General features: G+C 72.9%; 15 protein-coding genes. 12 read left to right on the top strand and 3 right to left on the bottom strand.

What is annotated here, in order from left to right:
- Window positions 1–287 precede the first annotated feature (287 nt).
- The 8 genes from KU893_RS18315 to KU893_RS18350 all read left to right on the top strand — a co-directional run bounded on the left by KU893_RS18315 (window position 288) and on the right by KU893_RS18350 (window position 9,472).
- Entirely contained in the window at window positions 288–1,319 is a 1,032-nt protein-coding gene (locus KU893_RS18315; RefSeq protein ID WP_308167234.1) for a rod shape-determining protein, read from the top strand.
- Complete coding sequence (gene mreC, locus KU893_RS18320; protein ID WP_218235835.1) at window positions 1,319–2,266, top strand: rod shape-determining protein MreC; 948 nt, start codon at window positions 1,319–1,321, stop codon at window positions 2,264–2,266. Before KU893_RS18315 ends, mreC begins: the two co-directional genes overlap by 1 nt.
- The gene (gene mreD, locus KU893_RS18325; protein ID WP_257441562.1) at window positions 2,263–2,871 is read left to right on the top strand and encodes a rod shape-determining protein MreD; all 609 of its coding nucleotides are present in this window, start codon (window positions 2,263–2,265) and stop codon (window positions 2,869–2,871) included. Before mreC ends, mreD begins: the two co-directional genes overlap by 4 nt.
- A complete protein-coding gene (mrdA, locus tag KU893_RS18330) occupies window positions 2,871–5,018 on the top strand; it encodes a penicillin-binding protein 2 (RefSeq protein WP_218235836.1) in 2,148 nt (715 codons plus the stop codon). The genes mreD and mrdA overlap by 1 nt, the downstream gene beginning before the upstream one ends.
- Window positions 5,018–6,247 (top strand): rod shape-determining protein RodA, encoded by a 1,230-nt coding sequence (gene rodA, locus KU893_RS18335; RefSeq protein ID WP_218235837.1) that lies wholly within the window; start codon window positions 5,018–5,020, stop codon window positions 6,245–6,247. Before mrdA ends, rodA begins: the two co-directional genes overlap by 1 nt.
- A 224-nt stretch (window positions 6,248–6,471) precedes the next feature.
- Complete coding sequence (locus KU893_RS18340; RefSeq protein WP_218235838.1) at window positions 6,472–7,017, top strand: hypothetical protein; 546 nt, start codon at window positions 6,472–6,474, stop codon at window positions 7,015–7,017.
- Window positions 7,018–7,081: 64 nt separating this feature from the next.
- Window positions 7,082–7,816, top strand: a complete 735-nt coding sequence (locus KU893_RS18345; protein WP_218235839.1) for a YcnI family copper-binding membrane protein — start codon at window positions 7,082–7,084, stop codon at window positions 7,814–7,816.
- Between the two features lie 9 nt (window positions 7,817–7,825).
- Window positions 7,826–9,472 (top strand): copper resistance CopC/CopD family protein, encoded by a 1,647-nt coding sequence (locus tag KU893_RS18350; RefSeq protein WP_218235840.1) that lies wholly within the window; start codon window positions 7,826–7,828, stop codon window positions 9,470–9,472.
- Here the strand turns inward: KU893_RS18350 and KU893_RS18355 are convergent.
- From KU893_RS18355 to KU893_RS18365, 3 genes are read right to left on the bottom strand one after another with little or no spacing between them, the layout of a single operon-like run.
- Window positions 9,459–10,004 carry a hypothetical protein gene (locus KU893_RS18355; RefSeq protein ID WP_218235841.1) on the bottom strand — a complete coding sequence of 182 codons (546 nt, stop codon included), beginning with the start codon at window positions 10,002–10,004 and terminating at the stop codon, window positions 9,459–9,461. The two genes, KU893_RS18350 and KU893_RS18355, sit on opposite strands and share 14 nt — an antisense overlap.
- Window positions 10,001–10,897 carry a DUF8832 domain-containing protein gene (locus tag KU893_RS18360; RefSeq protein WP_218235842.1) on the bottom strand — a complete coding sequence of 299 codons (897 nt, stop codon included), beginning with the start codon at window positions 10,895–10,897 and terminating at the stop codon, window positions 10,001–10,003. The genes KU893_RS18355 and KU893_RS18360 overlap by 4 nt, the downstream gene beginning before the upstream one ends.
- Window positions 10,894–11,979, bottom strand: a complete 1,086-nt coding sequence (locus KU893_RS18365; RefSeq protein ID WP_218235843.1) for a calcium:cation antiporter — start codon at window positions 11,977–11,979, stop codon at window positions 10,894–10,896. Before KU893_RS18365 ends, KU893_RS18360 begins: the two co-directional genes overlap by 4 nt.
- Window positions 11,980–12,081: 102 nt before the next feature.
- Between KU893_RS18365 and KU893_RS18370 the strand changes: the two genes are divergently transcribed.
- Genes KU893_RS18370 through KU893_RS18385 form a run of 4 tightly spaced genes read left to right on the top strand, consistent with a single transcriptional unit; the run spans window position 12,082 to window position 16,648 of the window.
- Window positions 12,082–13,179, top strand: a complete 1,098-nt coding sequence (locus KU893_RS18370) for an NAD-dependent epimerase/dehydratase family protein (RefSeq protein WP_257441561.1) — start codon at window positions 12,082–12,084, stop codon at window positions 13,177–13,179.
- Window positions 13,172–15,187, top strand: a complete 2,016-nt coding sequence (locus KU893_RS18375; RefSeq protein WP_218235844.1) for a glycosyltransferase — start codon at window positions 13,172–13,174, stop codon at window positions 15,185–15,187. Before KU893_RS18370 ends, KU893_RS18375 begins: the two co-directional genes overlap by 8 nt.
- Before the next feature lies 1 nt (window position 15,188).
- On the top strand, window positions 15,189–15,494 hold the full coding sequence (locus KU893_RS18380) for a hypothetical protein (RefSeq protein WP_218235845.1): 306 nt from the start codon (window positions 15,189–15,191) through the stop codon (window positions 15,492–15,494).
- Window positions 15,491–16,648 carry a glycosyltransferase family 2 protein gene (locus tag KU893_RS18385; protein ID WP_218235846.1) on the top strand — a complete coding sequence of 386 codons (1,158 nt, stop codon included), beginning with the start codon at window positions 15,491–15,493 and terminating at the stop codon, window positions 16,646–16,648. Before KU893_RS18380 ends, KU893_RS18385 begins: the two co-directional genes overlap by 4 nt.
- Window positions 16,649–16,656 lie beyond the last annotated feature (8 nt).

A 16,656-nucleotide genomic window follows, 5' to 3' on the forward strand; every position in this document is an offset into this window, starting at 1 on the left:
GGACATCCGGGGATTCCTGCGCCGGTCAGGGGTTGCAACACCTGACCAGTGCAGGGAACGCCTGTCCGCTGTGACGGGTGAGACTCCTGAGACGCGCCGCGCCGTACGGCGTGCCTGCGCGGTTGGGCCCTCCTTTTTCCTTACGCTCGCAAGCGGAGGCGGCCGGATCGTGCGCTCGGTGGTCTCCCCGGCGCACTCCCGCCACGCGAGGGGGAGCGGGTCGGCTTCCCCGACGCGCGCGAGCGGGCCTGTCAGCCGACCGGTCCGGTGACGTGTTGCGAGGAAGCGTGAGGGCGAACTCCATCATCGGCCGCGACATGGCCGTCGACCTCGGTACCGCCAACACGCTCGTCTACGTCCGGCGCCGGGGCGTCCTGCTCGACGAGCCGAGCGTCGTCGCGCTCAACGACGCCACGGGCGAGGTGATCGCCGTCGGGCACCAGGCCAAGCAGATGCTGGGCCGTACGCCGGACAACATCACCGCGCTGCGCCCGCTGCGCGACGGCGTGATCGCCGACTTCGAGGCGACCGAGCAGATGCTGCGCCACTTCATCGCGCGCGTGCACCGGCGCCGCTACTTCGCCAAGCCTCGCATGGTCATCTGCGTCCCGAGCTCGATCACGCCGGTCGAGCAGCGCGCGGTCAAGGAGGCCGGCTACCAGGCCGGCGCCCGGCGCGTGTACGTCGTCGAGGAGCCGATGGCCGCCGCGATCGGGGCCGGGCTGCCGGTGCACGAGGCGACGGGCAACATGATCGTCGACGTCGGCGGCGGTACGACGGAGGTCGCCGTCATCTCGCTCGGCGGCATCGTCACGTCCCTGTCGGTGCGCACCGCCGGCGACGACCTCGACGCCGCGATCATCGCGTGGATGAAGAAGGAGCACGGCGTCATGCTCGGCGAGCGCACCGCGGAGGACGTCAAGATCACCCTGGGCTCGGCCTTCCCGCGTCCCGGAGAGCCGCACGGCGAGGTCCGCGGCCGCGACATGGTCACCGGCCTGCCGCGCACCGTCGAGGTCACCAGCGCCGACATCCGCCACGCGCTCGAGGAGCCGCTGCACGCCATCGTCGACGCCGTGCGGGTCACCCTCGACCAGACGCCGCCGGAGCTCGCCGGCGACATCATGGACCGCGGCATCGTGCTCACCGGCGGCGGAGCGCTGCTGCGGGGCCTCGACGAGCGGATCCGCCACGAGACCGGCATGCCCGTCCACGTCGCCGAGGACCCGCTGGTCTCCGTCGCGATGGGCGCCGGCCGCTGCGTGGAGGAGTTCGAGGCACTCCAGCAGGTGCTCGTCACCAACCAGCGGCGGTTCTGATGGCGCTCGACACCCGCCCACCCTCCAACAAGGCGCCGGTACGCCGCACCGGCGCCTCCCGCGAGCCCGAGCGCGATGCCGGCCGCCCGGCCCGCTCGCTCGTGGTGGCGCTCGTGCTCGCGTCAGCCGCGCTCATGGTGGTCGACAAGGCGGGGGGTGACAGCTCGCCGGTCGACCCGGTCCGCCGCGTCGTCGGCGAGGTGGTCGGTCCGGTCCAGGCCGGGGTCTCCGCCGTGGTCCGCCCGGTGGTCGACCTGCCCGGCGCCGTGCGCACCAACGCCTCGCTGCGCGGCGACGTGAAGCAGCTCGAGGCCGAGAACGCCGACCTGCGCAACCAGCTCGCCAAGGCCGGGTACGACGACCAGCGGCTCGCCGAGCTCGAGGGGCTGCGGGCCGTGGCCGGCGACCTCGGCTACGCCCTGTTGCCGGCCCGGGTGATCGCGATCGGCCCGGCGCAGTCGTTCTCCAGCACGGTCACGCTCGACGCCGGCTCCGACGCCGGCCTGCACCCCGACATGACCGTGGTCGCCGCGGAGGGCCTGGTCGGCCGGATCACCTCGGTCACCGCCCACACCGCCACGGTGCTCCTCATCGTCGACGACACGTCCTCGGTGGGAGGGCGGATCGGCGAGAACATGGAGCTTGGCTTCGTCCGCGGCCACGGCAGCCTCGGCACCGACGACCGCCTGGAGATGGAGCTCGCCGACCGCAACGTCGTGCCCAAGGTCGGCCAGCAGATCGTGACGTGGGGCAGCGAGGGTGGCTCGCCGTACGTCGCCGGCGTCCCGATCGGCACGGTCGGCAAGGTCTACGAGTCGCTGCGGGAGACGTCGTACCGCGCCGTCATCACGCCCGGGGTCGACTTCACCGCGCTCGACCTGGTCGGCGTCGTGGTGCCGTCGGGCACCCGGGGCCGCGTGATCGAGGCCGACGGGAGTCTGCGGTGAGCGGCCGCTCGACCGGTCGCCTGGTCGCGGTCCTCGTCGCCGTCTTCGTCGCCCTGCTGCTCCAGGTGACGGTGCTCCCCAACTTCGCCTGGGACGTCGGCGGGCTCGGCGTCGTCCCCGACCTCGTGCTGCTCGTCGTGGTCGCGACCGCGCTGGCCACCGACACCCGGTTCGCCACCCTGACCGGCTTCTGGGCCGGGCTGCTGCTCGACATCGCGCCGCCCGCCGACCATCTCGCCGGCCGTTGGGCGCTGGCCCTGATGGCCGTCGGGTACGTCGTGGGCCGGCTCGTCCACGACAACGCCGGTGACGTCGGCGCCGGGAGCCGCTTCGCCCGGGAGGGCGTACGACGCCCGCCGCTCGGGCTCGCTCTGGCCGCGGCCGCCGGCGGCTCGTTCATCGGCACCTCGGTGTTCGCGCTGACCGGGCTGTTGCTGCGCGACTCCGGTGCCGCGATCGCCGATCTGCTGCCCGTGGCGCTGGTCGCTCTCGTCCTCGACGTGGTGGCGGCCCTGGTCGTCGTCCCGGCGACGTTGTGGCTGCTCGACCGCACCACCCGCGACGGTCTGCCGCGTCCCTCCCAGCGGATCCGGGTCCGCACCTGATGCCGTCGACCGCCACCGCAGGGGCCTCCCACCGCAGCCGGCTGCGGCTGATCGTCATCCAGACCCTGGTCTTCTCGCTGCTCGCCACCCTCGGCGCGCGGCTCTACTACCTCCAGGTCGTCTCGGGGGAGCGCTACCAGGGCAAGGCCGCGTCGCAGTCGGTCCGCGAGATCGTCGTGCAGCCGCAACGTGGCCTCATCGTCGACGCGATGGGCCGCCCGCTGGTCACCAACCGGCTGACCTGGGTGGTCTCCCTCGACCGCACCCTGCTGGGGAGGATGTCGGCCGCCGACCGGGCCGAGCTGCTGCGCCGCACGTCCGAGGCGATCGGTCTCGGGGTCGGCGAGATCGAGGCGAAGCTGCTGCTCTGCGGCGACGACGGCGCGGTCGCCGGCCAGTGCTGGAACGGCTCGCCCTACCAGCCCGTCCCCGTCGCGCAGGACGTCAAGGAGGGCGCCGCGCTGCGGATCCTGGAGCAGCCCGAGGACTTCCCGGGCGTGGTCGTGGACCGGCAGAGTGTGCGGCAGTACCCCGCGCCGTACGGCATCAACGCTGCCCACGTGCTCGGCTACCTCAGCCCGATCACCAAGGACGAGCTCGAGTCGGCCGAGGACTCCGGCGACAGCTCGGTCAACGGCGCCTCCGTGGTCGGCCGGGCCGGCGTGGAGAAGGAGTACGACGAGTGGCTGCGCGGGCAGCCGGGCTACGACCAGGTCGCGGTCGACTCCAAGGGCCGGGTCCGTGAGGACGTGTCGGGCCTCGAGGCCCAGCCCGGCGACACCCTGGTCACCTCGATCGACGCGAAGGTGCAAAGCGTCGTCGAGGAGCAGCTCGCCGCGATGATCGCCCAGCAGCGCCGGACCCGCGACCCGGTGACCAAGCGCAACTTCGAGGCCGACTCCGGTGCCGCCGTGGTGCTGGAGGCGAAGACCGGTCGCATCGTCGCGATGGCCAGCCAGCCGACGTACGACCCCTCGGTGTGGGTGGGCGGCATCACCGACAAGCAGCTCAAGCGCCTCTACTCCGAGGCGGCCGGGACGCCGCTGCTCGCGCGTTCCTTCCAGGGCCAGTTCGCGCCGGGCTCGACGTGGAAGCCGTTCATGACCGTCGGCGCGCTGACCCACGGCTACGCGCCGTCGACCGTCCTGCCGTGCTCCTCGGCCGTGCAGATCGGCAACCGGGCGTTCCACAACCACGAGTCGGCCGCCTACGGGCCGATCACCTTCGCCCGCGCCCTCGAGGTCTCCTGCAACACCTTCTTCTTCCAGGTCGGGATGCACTTCTGGCAGACGCTCGGCGCCGACGCCGACGATGCGTCGGCGAAGGACCCGCTGGTCGAGCAGGCCGAGCGGTTCGGCTTCGGCGAGCGCACCGGCGTCGACCTGCCCGGTGAGGCGTCGGGTCGGGTCGCCGACCGCAAGTGGAAGCGCAAGTACTACGAGTCGATGAAGGACTACTACTGCGGCATAGCGAAGAAGCCGCAGGACACGGGACCGAAGGGGACCTCCGACTTCGTCTACAAGTTCGCCCGCGAGTTCTGCGTCGAGGGTTGGAAGTACAAGATCACCGACGCCGCGAACTTCGCGATCGGCCAGGGCGACACCATCGTGACGCCGTTGCAGCTGGCCCGCGGCTATGCGGCGATCTCCAACGGCGGCACCCTGTGGGTGCCGCGGGTCGGCAAGGCGATCGTGTCGCCCGACGGCAAGGTGATCCGCGAGATCGAGCCGAAGAAGGAGCGCAAGCTCAAGATCCCGGCGTCCGTGCTGAGGTACCTCGACGACGCGCTCCAGGGCGTCGCCCTGCGCGGCACGATGAACTGGAAGCTCCAGGGCTTCCCGCTCGACAAGGTCCAGATCCGCGCCAAGACCGGCTCCGCCGAGGTCTACGGCAAGCAGTCCACGGGCTGGGTGGCGTCGTACACCAAGGACTACGTCGTCGTGATGATGATGAGCCAGGGCGGCACCGGCTCGGGCTCGACCGGTGACGGCATCCGCGCGATCTGGGAGGCGCTGTACGGCGTCGACGGCGAGCAGGTGGACCCCGGCAAGGCCGCCATCCCCGGCGTCACCCCGCCGGCCCAGCTGCCGAACTTCGGCGACGACGGCTCGATCCTCCCGCCCGCGCGGGCGAAGGGCGGCGAGTGATGAGCAACCGGATTCCCGGCCGCAGCCAGGGCAGCACCCGCCGTACGACGGCCTCGCGTCGCGTGGGCCGGCTCCAGTGGGCCGACCTGGACCTCGTCCTGCTCGGCGCGGTCCTCGTGCTCTCGCTGCTCGGCTGCGTGCTGATCTGGTCGGCGACCCTCGAGCGAGACGACCTGACGGGCGGTGACCCGCGGGCGTTCCTGGTCAAGCAGGTCGTCAATGTCGTGATCGGGATCGGGCTGATGCTGCTGGTGGTGGTCACCGACCACCGGTGGGTGCGGATCCTCGCGCCGATCGGCTACCTCGTCGCCATCGGCGGGCTGGTCCTGGTGCTCGTGATGGGCTCGACGATCAACGGCTCCCGCTCGTGGCTGATCATCGGCGGGATGTCCTTCCAGCCCTCCGAGCTGGCCAAGCTGGCGGTCGTGGTCGGCATGGCCCTGGTCGTCGCCGAGCGCAGCGAGGGCCGCTGGCGCGACCGGGTCGGCACCTCCGACGTGCTCTTCATGCTGCTGGTCGCCGGCATCCCCGCGGTGCTGATCCTCGCCCAGCCCGACCTCGGCACCATGCTCGTGCTCACGGCCACCGTGTTCGGCGTGATCGCCGCCTCCGGCGCCCACCGGCGCTGGCTGGGCCTGCTGGCCGGCGGCGGCGTGGCCGCCGCCGTGCTGGCGGTGTCGAGCGGGATGCTGAAGGAGTACCAGGTCGACCGGTTCCTCGCCTTCACCAACCCGGCGCTGGACCCGAAGGGCGCCGGCTACAACGTCGAGCAGGCCCGGATCGCGGTCGGCAACGGCGGGCTGTTCGGCCAGGGCCTGTTCCACGGCTCGCAGACCCAGTCCGGGTTCGTGCCCGAGCAGCACACCGACTTCGTGTTCACCGTCGCCGGCGAGGAGCTCGGCCTGGTCGGTGCCGCGCTGATCGTCGCGCTGCTGGGCGTCGTGCTGTGGAGGGCCCTGCGGATCGCCGCCCGTACCGACGACGTGTTCGGCCGGATCGCGGCGGCTGGGATCGCCTGCTGGTTCGGCTTCCAGGCATTCCAGAACATCGGCATGTGCCTGGGCATCATGCCGGTCACCGGCGTCCCGCTCCCGTTCGTGTCCTACGGCGGCTCCTCGATGTTCGCCGGCATGCTCGCCGTCGGGCTGCTGCAGAACATCCACCTGCGGGCGCTGTCCGCGCCGGCGTCGCGACTCGCGCCCCAGCAGCGGGTGCTCGTCCGGGGCTGATCCACCCCGGTGGTTGAGGTGCGACGAGCGCCAGCGAGGAGCCTCGAAACCACTGGCCTTGCTGCGGGAACTGTCCGCAGACGGTCGGCAGCGCCTCGCCACGTCTCGTGACGCGTCGCTCAGTCCTCGCTGGCGCTCGGGCCTGAGCCGACGCTCCTCGATCTGCGGCCCTGATCCACACCCTCGCAAGCTCGGGTGTGGGGGCCTCCGGCAGGATAGGCGCCGTGTTGACCGTCCGCCGCGCGCCGCGTTCCCGCGTGCGCCTCGCGGCGACGCTCGGCAGTGTCGAGAGCGTGACGGCGCTCGTCCTGGCCCACGTGGCGGCCGGGGGAGAGGCGCCGGCGGCCTGGTGGCTGGCCGCCTTCGCCGTCCTCGTGTACGGCGCCAGCGGGGTCGTGCTGCGTGAGCGGGCCGGGATCCGGGTGGTCCTGCCCGCGCTGCTCGCGGCGCAGGTGCTCGGGCACGCCTGGCTGGTGACCCTGGCCCCGGACGCGCACCCGGGCCACGAGCACACCGCCGCCGCCTTCCTCGGCCTCACCCCGGCCATGCTCGGCGCCCACCTGCTGGCGGCCGCGGTCACCGGCGTGATGTGGGTGCTGCGCCGCCGCGCGGTGGAGGTGCTGCTGCAGTGGACCGACGCGGGCGTCGTACCGCTGCCGGTGGTGCGGCGTACGGATCTCCCGGCTCCGCGCCGGGCCCGGACCGCGCGCGAGCACCGCGCGCTGGCGCCGACCCGCGGCCCGCCGGCGGGCACCCTCGCGATCGCCTGACTCCGCGACGGAGGCAGGCGGTCCGCCGCTGCCCCCACAGAGTCGACCGATCGAGAGAGAAACCATGCAGATCCGACGCTTCACCCTGCCCACCCTCGGTGCCACCGCGGCGCTCGGGATCGTCGCCCTGAGCGCCGGTGCCGCGAGCGCGCACGTCGACGTGGCGCCCGACACCACCGCGGCGGGCTCGTACGCCGTGCTCACCTTCAGCGTGCCCCACGGCTGCGAGGGGTCGCCGACGACCAAGGTCGCCATCCAGATGCCCGCCGACATCCCCCAGGTCACGCCGAGTGTCAACCCCGGCTGGACCGTCGAGAAGGTCAGCGAGTCGCTCGCCGAGCCGCTCGAGGACGCCCACGGCAACGCGATCACCGAGCGGATCAGCCAGGTCGTCTACACGGCGCGGACCCCGCTGCAGGACGGCTTCCGCGACACCCTCGCGCTGTCCGTCCAGCTGCCCGAGAAGGTCGGCGAGACCCTCACCTTCCCGGTGCTGCAGACCTGCGCCCAGGGGGAGACCGCCTGGAACGAGACGCCGGCGGAGGGTCAGGACGAGGAGGAGCTGAAGAACCCGGCTCCGGCCCTGACCACCACCGAGGCCAGCGCCGAGAGCCACCACGGCGGTGCGGCCACGGCCTCCGACGAGGACTCCGAGGAGGACTCCGACGAGCACGCCGACGCGAAGTCCGAGGCGGACGACGGCGACGGCAACGGCCTCGCGATCGGTGGCCTGGTCGCCGGTCTGGGTGGTCTCGCCCTCGGCGGCCTCGCGCTCGCGCGCTCCGGCAAGTCGGCCTGAGCGCTGACGATGACGCGGCGGGTGCCGGCGTACCTCCTCGCCGTCCTCCTCGCCGTCCTGACGGTGGTCGGGGCGGCGGGGCCGGCGTCGGCACACGCCACCCTCGTCTCGACCGACCCCGCCGAGGGCGCGGTGCTGGACGAGGCGCCGAGCCAGGTGAGGTTCACCTTCGACGAGCCGGTCCAGCTCGTCCCGAACGGACTGCTCGCCTTCGACGCGAAGGGCAGGCGGGTCGACGTCGCGCCGTCCGCCCACGGCGTCGAGGTCACCGGCCGGCTGCCGGGCGAGCTCGCCGACGGGACCTACGTCGTCACCTGGCGGGTGGTCTCCGCGGACGGCCACCCGATCGCCGGGTCGCTGACCTTCCACGTCGGCGCGCCCAGCCCGAGGGTGGTGCCGCCCGAGACCGGCCCGGCCGACCCCGGCGCCGTGCCGACGGTGCAGGGGATCGTCCACGGCCTCGACTACGCGGCACTGCTGCTCGCGGGCGGGCTCGCGGTCTTCCTGGCCTGGACGGCCCGGGGGGTCCGCCTCCCCGACGAGGTACGACGACGCGTGGTGCGCCTGCTCCGCGCCAGTGCGCTGGCGGCGGTGCTCGCGGCCGCGCTCGCCGTACCTCTCGCGGGGGCCTACCAGCTCGGCTCCGGGCTCGGCGAGCTGCTCGACCCGGCGTCGTTCGATCCCGGCCTGGTGCAGGACGACCTGGTCGTGCTGGTCCTGCAGGCGGCCGGGCTCGGGGTCGCGGTTGGGGCCGCCGGGCGGGCTCGGTCCTCGCTCGCCGTCGACCTCGTGACCGCGCTGGCGGTCTGGTCGCCGGCGCTGGTCGGGCACACCCGGGCCTACGAGCCGAGCACGCTGCTCGTCGTCACCGACGCGCTCCACCTCAGCGCCGGCGCCGTCTGGCTCGGCGGCCTCACCGGTCTCGCGCTCACCCTGCCGGCCGTCGCCGGGCGGCCCCGGGACGCCGCGCAGCTGATCGCCCGGTTCTCGGCGGTGGCTGCCGGCCTGCTCGTCGCGCTCGCCGTCACGGGGGTGCTGATGGGCTGGCGGATCGTCGGCGCCTGGACGCCGCTCGTCGAGGAGACCTGGGGCCGGCTGCTGCTGGTGAAGTTCGCCCTGGTGCTGGTGGTGGTCGCGCTCGCGGCCCACAACCGGTTCCGGCTGGTGCCGCGGGTGGCGGGCGACGGCGGGCACGAGCAGCGCCGACTCGCCGCGGGCCTGGTCCGGCGCACGGTCGTCGCCGAGGCCGTCGTCCTGGTCGCGGTCCTCGGCGTCACCGGCTTCCTCACCCAGAAGCCGCCCACCGGCGCCGCCCCCGGCGCCCCGCAGACCGTCGACACCGGCGTCGTGACCGGCGTCGCGAGCGACGACCTCAAGGTGCTCGCGGTCCTCGACCCCGGCCCGGGCCTGCAGCGCACGCTGATCGTCCAGGTGCAGAACCTCGCCGGCGACCCCCTCGACCTCGCCGCAGCGCCTGCGGTCGCGCTGCGTTCCGACAGCGTCGACCTCGGCACCGTCCCGGTCGCGCCGAGCAGTGCCGGCACCTACACGGCCGAGGTGGTGTTCCCGCACGCGGGCACGTGGCAGCTGCAGGTCAGCATCCGGGTCGACACGTTCACCAGCCCGGTGACGACGGTCGAGCTCAGGGTGCGCTGACGTCGTACGACAGCATCAGCTCCACGCCCGGCTCCGCCCTCACCTTGACCGGCCGGCTCCGGTCGTCGAGCCAGACGTCGGCGTCGAGGGAGTCCGGGAGCATGGCCTGGACCTGTGCCGGCAGCGTGATGCCGGCGAGCGCGGCCTTCGGGTCCAGAGCGACCCGGTAGTGCTCGGTCGCGACGCCGTCGACCTGTTCGGGGCCGACGTGGACGACCTGCTCGACGGCGACGGCGTCGAGGGCGTCCGCGACCTGGGTTGTCTCGACGGTGAGCTCGCGGGCCGGGCCGCCGGCCAGGGAGGCGCTGACCGTCACGCGGCCCGCGCTGCGCAGCGCCTCGGCGACCTCGCCGAGCACCGGACCCGCGGCTTGCGTGGTCCCCTCCTGCGCCCGGGGCGTGGGCGTCGCGGACGAGGACGTCGCTGCCGGCGTCGAGCCCCGCTTCGGGGGCTCGTCGTCGCCCCCGCAGCCCGCGAGGAGCAGCGACGAGGCGAGCAGGACGACGGCGGGCAGGACGGTGCGCGGGCTCACGAGGCCTCCTCGGTAGCGGTGACGGGAGCGGTGACGGCGAGCTGGTGGAGCAGCCCGTCGACGCGCACCTGCAGGAACAGGCGGTAGTCGCCCGGCTGGGTGAAGACGGTGTGGAAGGTCAGCACGGTGCCGTCGTCGGTGACCTCGGGGGCGCCGTACGGGTGGACGTGGACGAACCCGCGCGAGTCGGCGGCGAAGCCGGTCAGGTGGGCGCTGGTGCCGAGGTAGCTGCCGAGCGCCACCGGCTCGCCGTCGGCGTCGCTCAGCCGCAGCCGCAGCCGCCCGTTGGGGCCGACCTCGCCCGCGGCCAGTAGGCGCGCCTCCAGCACGCCGTCCTCGCCGGTCTCCGCGTCGGTGCCGCGCGGGACCTCGACCGGGGTCCACTCGCCCGCGACCGCGAGCGTGGTGCCGAGGACGATCGGGTTCGTCGCGCCCTGCGGGATGAACTCCGCCACGACCCGCCACCTGCCCGGCGAGCCGAGGTCGACCCGGGCGGTCCAGGTGCCGTCGTCCGCGAGGGTGGGGTGGAGGTGCCGGAACTGGGCGAGGTCGTCGCGGACGACGTAGAGGTGGAGCAGCTTGGTCTGCTCCTCGGTGTAGCTCAGCAGGGGAGCGCCGGACGGGTCGAGGACCCGGAACGCCACGTCGCCCGTGCCGTCGGCGCCCGGCAGCCGGACGTCGGCCATCCGGTAGCCCTCGACCTCGGCGCTGGTGCCGTCGCCGACCGGGTTGCCGACCGGCTGGGCGCCGGAGCCGCCGTCCTCGGCCGGGGTGAGCACGATCCGGTCGGCGTCAGCCGAGGGGTCGTCGGACGAGCAGGCCGCCAGGCCGAGCGCCAGGAGGGTCGCGGTGGCCGCGGCCAGGGTCGTACGCAGGGTCGTACGCCGGGTCACGGCGCGACCGTCAAGAACAGGAAGGCGGCGAGCAGCACGAGGTGAACCGCGCCGTTGAGGGGCTTGGCGCGGCCCGGCACGACGGTCAGCACGCCCACGACGGCGGAGAGGAACAGCAGCGCGAGCTGCAGCGGCGCCAGGCCGAGCTCGAGCGGCCCGTCGAGCCAGATCGAGGCGACCGCGATCGCCGGGATGGTGAGGCCGATCGACGCCATCGCGGAGCCGTAGGCCAGGTTGAGGCTGATCTGCACACGGTCCAGGCGCGCCGCGCGGACCGCCGCGATCGACTCGGGCAGCAGCACGAGCAGCGCGATGACCACACCCACGGTCGCGTGGGGGAAGCCGAGCGCGTTGACGGCGTCCTCGATCGGGTACGACTCGACCTTGGCCAGCCCGACGACGGTGACCAGCGCGAGGACGAGCAGCCCGAGGCTGGTCCAGGACTCGCGGTTCGTCGGCAGGTCGGCGTGCCCGTCGCCGTCGAGATCGCGCACCGGCAGGAAGAACTCGCGGTGCCGCACGGTCTGGGTGAACACGAAGGCGCCGTACAGCGCCAGCGACGCGACCGCCGCGAACGCCAGCTGCTGGCCGGTGAAGACCGGGCCCGGCTCGCTGACCGTGAAGGTCGGCACGACGAGGGTCAGGCCCGCGAGCGAGATCACCGTGGCCAGAGCGGAGCCGGTGCCCTCGGCGTTGAACACCGCGAGGTGGTGGCGCATCGCGCCCACGAGGAGGGCGAGGCCGACGATGCCGTTGAGCGTGATCATCACGGCGGCGAAGACCGTGTCGCGGGCCAGCGTCGCGGTCTCGCCGCTGCCCGACGCCATCAGGGTCACGATCAGCCCGACCTCGATCACCGTCACCGCGACCGCGAGCAGCAGCGACCCGAACGGCTCGCCGACCCGGTGCGCGACCACCTCGGCGTGGTGCACCGCCGCGAGCACCGCGCCGACCAGCGCCACCCCGATCAGGCTGGCCGCGACCGGACCGGGGTGCGAGCCCCAGCTGATCGCGAGCACGACCGTGGCGAGCGGTGGTGCGAGGACCGTCCACCCGAGTCGTCCGGAGGTGGAGGCGCTCATGGTGCCGGATCCTACGGGGAGGGCCCAGCGTCCCCGGCCCGGCCAGGGACGCACCGACACGCCAAAACGGCCTCGGGCGCGTCGGCCTGTAGGATCCGGCCGGTGAACAGTGAGCAGCTCAGTCCTGCGGTGATCGTGACGGGCGGGGCCGGTTTCATCGGCTGCGCGCTGAGTCCCGGACTCCTCGAGCGTGGGCTTCCTGTCATCGCCATCGACAGCCTCCTCGAGCAGGTCCACCCCGGCCAGCAGCGTCCCGAGGCCCTTCCCGCCGAGGTCGAGCTCGTCCATGCCGACGTCACCGACGCGGCCGCCTGGGACGCGCTCCTCCAGCGGGTCCGCCCCGAGCTCGTCATCCACCTCGCGGCCGAGACCGGCACCGGCCAGTCGCTGACCGAGTCGACCCGTCACGCGATGTCCAACGTCGTCGGCACCACGACGATGCTCGACGCCTTCGTGCGCCACGACGTGCTTCCGAAGCACGTGGTGCTCACCTCCAGCCGCGCCGTCTACGGCGAGGGTGCCTGGACCGACGCGTCCGGCACCGACTTCAACCCGCCGCCGCGCAGCCACGCGCAGCTCGAGCGCGGGGAGTGGGACCACCAGGGGCCCGACGGCACCACGGCCGTGGCCCGCCCCACCGACGCCGCGACCACCCGCCCCAACCCGGCCAGCGTCTACGGCTCGACCAAGCTGACCCAGGAGCTGATCCTGCGCAACTGGGCCGACGCGTTCTCGGTCCCGGTCTCTGTGCTGCGCCTGCAGAACGTCTACGGCCCCGGCCAGTCGCCGCACAACCCCTACACGGGCATCGTGACCCTCTTCCACCGCCTCGCCTCGCGCGGCGAGACCCTCGACGTCTACGAGGACGGCCTGATCGGCCGTGACTTCGTCCACATCGACGACGTCGTGAGCGCGCTGCACGCCTGCATCGAGCGGCCGCCGGCCGTCGAGGAGAACCGCACCCTCGACGTCGGCACGGGCACGGTCACCACGATCCTCGACGCCGCGCGGATGATCGCGAAGACCTACGGCGCCCCGGAGCCCCAGATCTCCGGCAAGTTCCGTGACGGCGACGTCCGGCACGCGGTCGCCGACGTGACCCGCACCCGCGCCGACCTCGGCTGGGAGCCGCGGTGGAGCTTCGAGGACGGCAGCGCCGACCTGTCGACGTGGCTGGGGAAGGGTGGCTTCCTTGGCTGACGACGTGGAGGTCACCGACACGATCAGCGCGATCACCGCGGTCGTGTGGACCGCGGGACGTCCCGCCAGCTGGCTGCCGACGATCACCCGCCTCCTCGAGGTGCCGGACGTCGCCGAGGTCGTGGTCGCCACCGACGAGGACCTCGGTCTGCCCGCGCACCCGCGGCTGCGCACGGTCCTTGCTTCGCGCTTCGGCGCCGTCGTCCACGAGGTCGGCTCGGGCGGCGAGAACCCGGTCCTGGTCGTGACCGGGCCGGTCCTCGTCCCTCGCGACGGCTTCGAGACGAGCCGCCGGATCATGTCCGAGGACCTGCGGGTCGCCTCCGTGTCCTTCCTGTGCAACGCGGCCGGGCACCTGAGCTTCCCCCACCGCAACCTGCACCGGCGCCACGCCATCGAGGGCCATGACGAGACCAGCCTGACCCGGCTGCTCCGCAGCCGCGACCCGATCGTCCGACCGGCGCCCATCCACGCGGTGGCCGGCCCCGCCACGCTCGTCTCGCGCGACACCATCGTGATCACCGGGGGGCCGTCCGACGCGTTCGCGGACAACCCCGAGCTCGCCGTGGTCGAGATGCTGCTGCAGGCCTCGCGCCGCGGCATGAAGTCGATGCTCGACCCGTCGACCTTCGTGTCCCGCCCGTGGGAGGACCAGCGCTGGGACGAGGCGCCGCTCGAGCTGCGCGCCAACGTCGTCCGGCTGCGCGAGCGTCACCCCTTCTTCCCGGAGATCTTCCGCGACCAGGCGCGCGACGCGACGTCTCCGCTGGCCGTCGTGCTCGCGACGGCGGCCGCCAAGGCCAGTGGCCTGCGGATCGTCATCGATGCCACCTGCCTGGGGCCGGTCGAGAACGGCACGCAGGTCCAGACCCTGGCCCTGATCGACGCGCTGGCCCGTCGTGACGACGTCCGCTGGGTGGGCGCCGGCCTGGCGGGGCCGATCCCGCGGTACGCCGAGAAGGTGCTCAGCCACCCGAAGGTGCGGGTCATCGCGACCGACGGGCTCCGGTTCCCGGCGTCGACGCCGCACGCCGACATCGTGCACCGACCGTTCCAGCCGGCGAAGGTCCCGTGGGCCAACTGGCGGGGCGTCGGCGACCGGGTGGTCGTGACGATCCAGGACCTGATCGCCTACAGCATCGGCGCCTATGCCGCCGAGCGCGGCCACTGGCGCCGCTACCGCGACAACATCCGTGACGGGGTCTCCCTCTCCGACGGCGTCGTGGTGATCTCCCACGACGTCGCCGAGGACCTGCGCCAGGAGCGGCTCCCGGTCGTCGACGAGCGGGTCTTCGTGGTCGAGAACGGTACCGACCACCTGACCGGCGACGAGGACGAGTCCTTCCCCAGCGAGCTGTCCGCCCGGGGGTGGGTGGCGCGTCGCTTCCTGGTCGTCCTGGGTGCCAACTACTCCCACAAGAACCGCGACCTGGCGATCCGGGTCCACAAGCTGCTTCGCGAGAAGCACCCCGACCTCGGCCTGGTGCTTGCCGGCGTGGCCGTCCCCGAGGGGTCGAGCCGCAGCCTCGAGGCGGCCGAGGGATTCGGCGCCGACGGTGTGATCAGCATTCCCGACGTGACGAGCGAGGAGCGCAACTGGCTGCTGCGGCACGCGGAGATCTGCCTGTACCCGACCTCCGCCGAGGGCTTCGGGCTGGTTCCGTTCGAGGCCGCACGGTTCGGCACGCCGACCGTCTACACGCGCTTCGGTCCGCTCGCCGAGGTCCTGCCCGGCCTGCCGGTCGCGGCGACGTCGTGGGACCCGGCCGCGCTCGCCCGGGCCTGCGACCAGATCCTCGCCTCGCCCGAGCTCGCGTCCGAGCAGGTGGCCGCGACGCTCAAGGCCGGGACGACCTACCAGTGGGACACGACGGCCGAGCAGCTCGTGCACGCCTACCGCCGCCTCCTCTCGGAGCCCCCACGCGTCGAGCCGCCACGGAAGCGGCCGAGCCCTGACAACAAGGCCGGTGCCAAGATCGCCGGCAAGAAGATCCGCAACAAGGAGTGACATGGCCGACCAGGCAGCATCCGACGAGGTGACGAACACGTTCGACCTGGACGGCGTATCGCTCGTGCAGGCCCTGCGCGACGTCGAGGTCGCCAATGCCCGCGTCATCGACCTGACCAAGCGTCTGACGTCGATGAACAAGGAGCTGGTCAAGGCGACCACGGCGCTCCAGAAGGCCCAGCTGCGCAACCGCCAGCTGGACGCCCGGATCAAGGAGCTCGAGAAGATCGAGGGCTCGCGCGCCTTCCGGTCGGCCCGTGTCGCCGGTCGGCTCGCCAGCGGCGTCCGGTCGAGGCTGGCGAAGTGACCTCGTCCCGCCCCAAGGTCCTCCTGGCGATCACCGCCTACAACGGCGAGGCGTTCATCGAGCGCACGCTGGACTCCGCGGCGCGGATCGACACCTCCGAGGTGGACGTCGACGTCGTGGTCCTCGACGACGCGAGCCCGGCGCCGGGGTTCAGCGCCCGGCTGGCCGCGATGTGCGAGGCCCGGGGGATCGGCTACTACCGCACGCCGCGCAACCTCGGCATCCCGCGCAACGTGTCCCTCGGGCTCCTCGCCGGTGTCGAGAAGGGCTACGACTACGTCATCATCTCCAACAGTGACGTGATCTACCCGGCCCACGTGGTCAGCCAGCTGGTCCGCGCCGGCCAGGCCAAGGGCGTCGGCTCGGTGACCGCCTGGTCCAACAACGTGTCGATGTACTCCCTCGAGAACGACGACCCGGACCGCTACCTCGCCGACCAGGAGGTCGTCGACTCCATCAGCGCCGCGCTGGCCGACCAGTACGGCGACGCGGTGATGGACATCCCCGCGGGCATCTCGTTCTGCGTGCTGATCTCGACCGACGTGATCCGCGACGTCGGCGTGATGGACCCGGTCTTCGGCCGCGGCTACTGCGAGGAGACCGACTGGAGCCTGCGCAGCCTGGCGGCCGGCTACCGGATCGCGCTCGCGCCGGGCGTGTTCGTCTACCACGCGGGCCGAGGCTCGAACCTCGACGCCGGTCTGGTCAGCGGCGAGCACACCTCGGTGCCGGAGAACGAACGGATCATCGACCTGCGCTACCCGACGTTCCGTTCGCAGGTCCGCGCGTTCGCGTCCTCGGGCATCCTCGACGAGGCCCAGCTCTACGCGATCGACGCGATCATGCGCGCGGCGGGCCGCGAGTCCGGCTACGTCCTCGACGTCGGCTGGCTCCCCCCCACCGAGACACAGGACGACGTCGTGCACTGCACCGTGGCCGCCAACGGCCTCGAGGAGACCGTCGAGCTGCGCTACCGCGGCTTCGTGCGCACCATGGAGGTCGACGCGTTCGGCATCGGTGAGGCGCTGGAGGAGTACTTCGGACGCGCCCCCGAGGCCGTCAACCTCCACGATCGCGGCAAGCTCTCGTCGACGCTGGGGGAGCGCTACCCCGCGCTCACCGTCCGCACCGGCAACTACCCGGCGCGGGTCTGATCACCCCG

It is taken from the genome of Nocardioides daeguensis, from assembly GCF_019192965.1.
GTDB lineage: Bacteria > Actinomycetota > Actinomycetes > Propionibacteriales > Nocardioidaceae > Nocardioides > Nocardioides daeguensis.

What these genes read in the sequence shown, in the direction of transcription:
- mreC (WP_218235835.1), top strand. Translation starts at nt 1,319, where the DNA reads ATGGCGCTCGACACCCGCCCACCCTCCAACAAGGCGCCGGTACGCCGC.
- mrdA (WP_218235836.1), top strand. Translation starts at nt 2,871, where the DNA reads ATGCCGTCGACCGCCACCGCAGGGGCCTCCCACCGCAGCCGGCTGCGG.
- rodA (WP_218235837.1), top strand. Translation starts at nt 5,018, where the DNA reads ATGAGCAACCGGATTCCCGGCCGCAGCCAGGGCAGCACCCGCCGTACG.
- KU893_RS18345 (WP_218235839.1), top strand. Translation starts at nt 7,082, where the DNA reads ATGCAGATCCGACGCTTCACCCTGCCCACCCTCGGTGCCACCGCGGCG.
- KU893_RS18350 (WP_218235840.1), top strand. Translation starts at nt 7,826, where the DNA reads ATGACGCGGCGGGTGCCGGCGTACCTCCTCGCCGTCCTCCTCGCCGTC.
- KU893_RS18365 (WP_218235843.1), bottom strand. Translation starts at nt 11,979, where the DNA reads ATGAGCGCCTCCACCTCCGGACGACTCGGGTGGACGGTCCTCGCACCA.
- KU893_RS18380 (WP_218235845.1), top strand. Translation starts at nt 15,189, where the DNA reads ATGGCCGACCAGGCAGCATCCGACGAGGTGACGAACACGTTCGACCTG.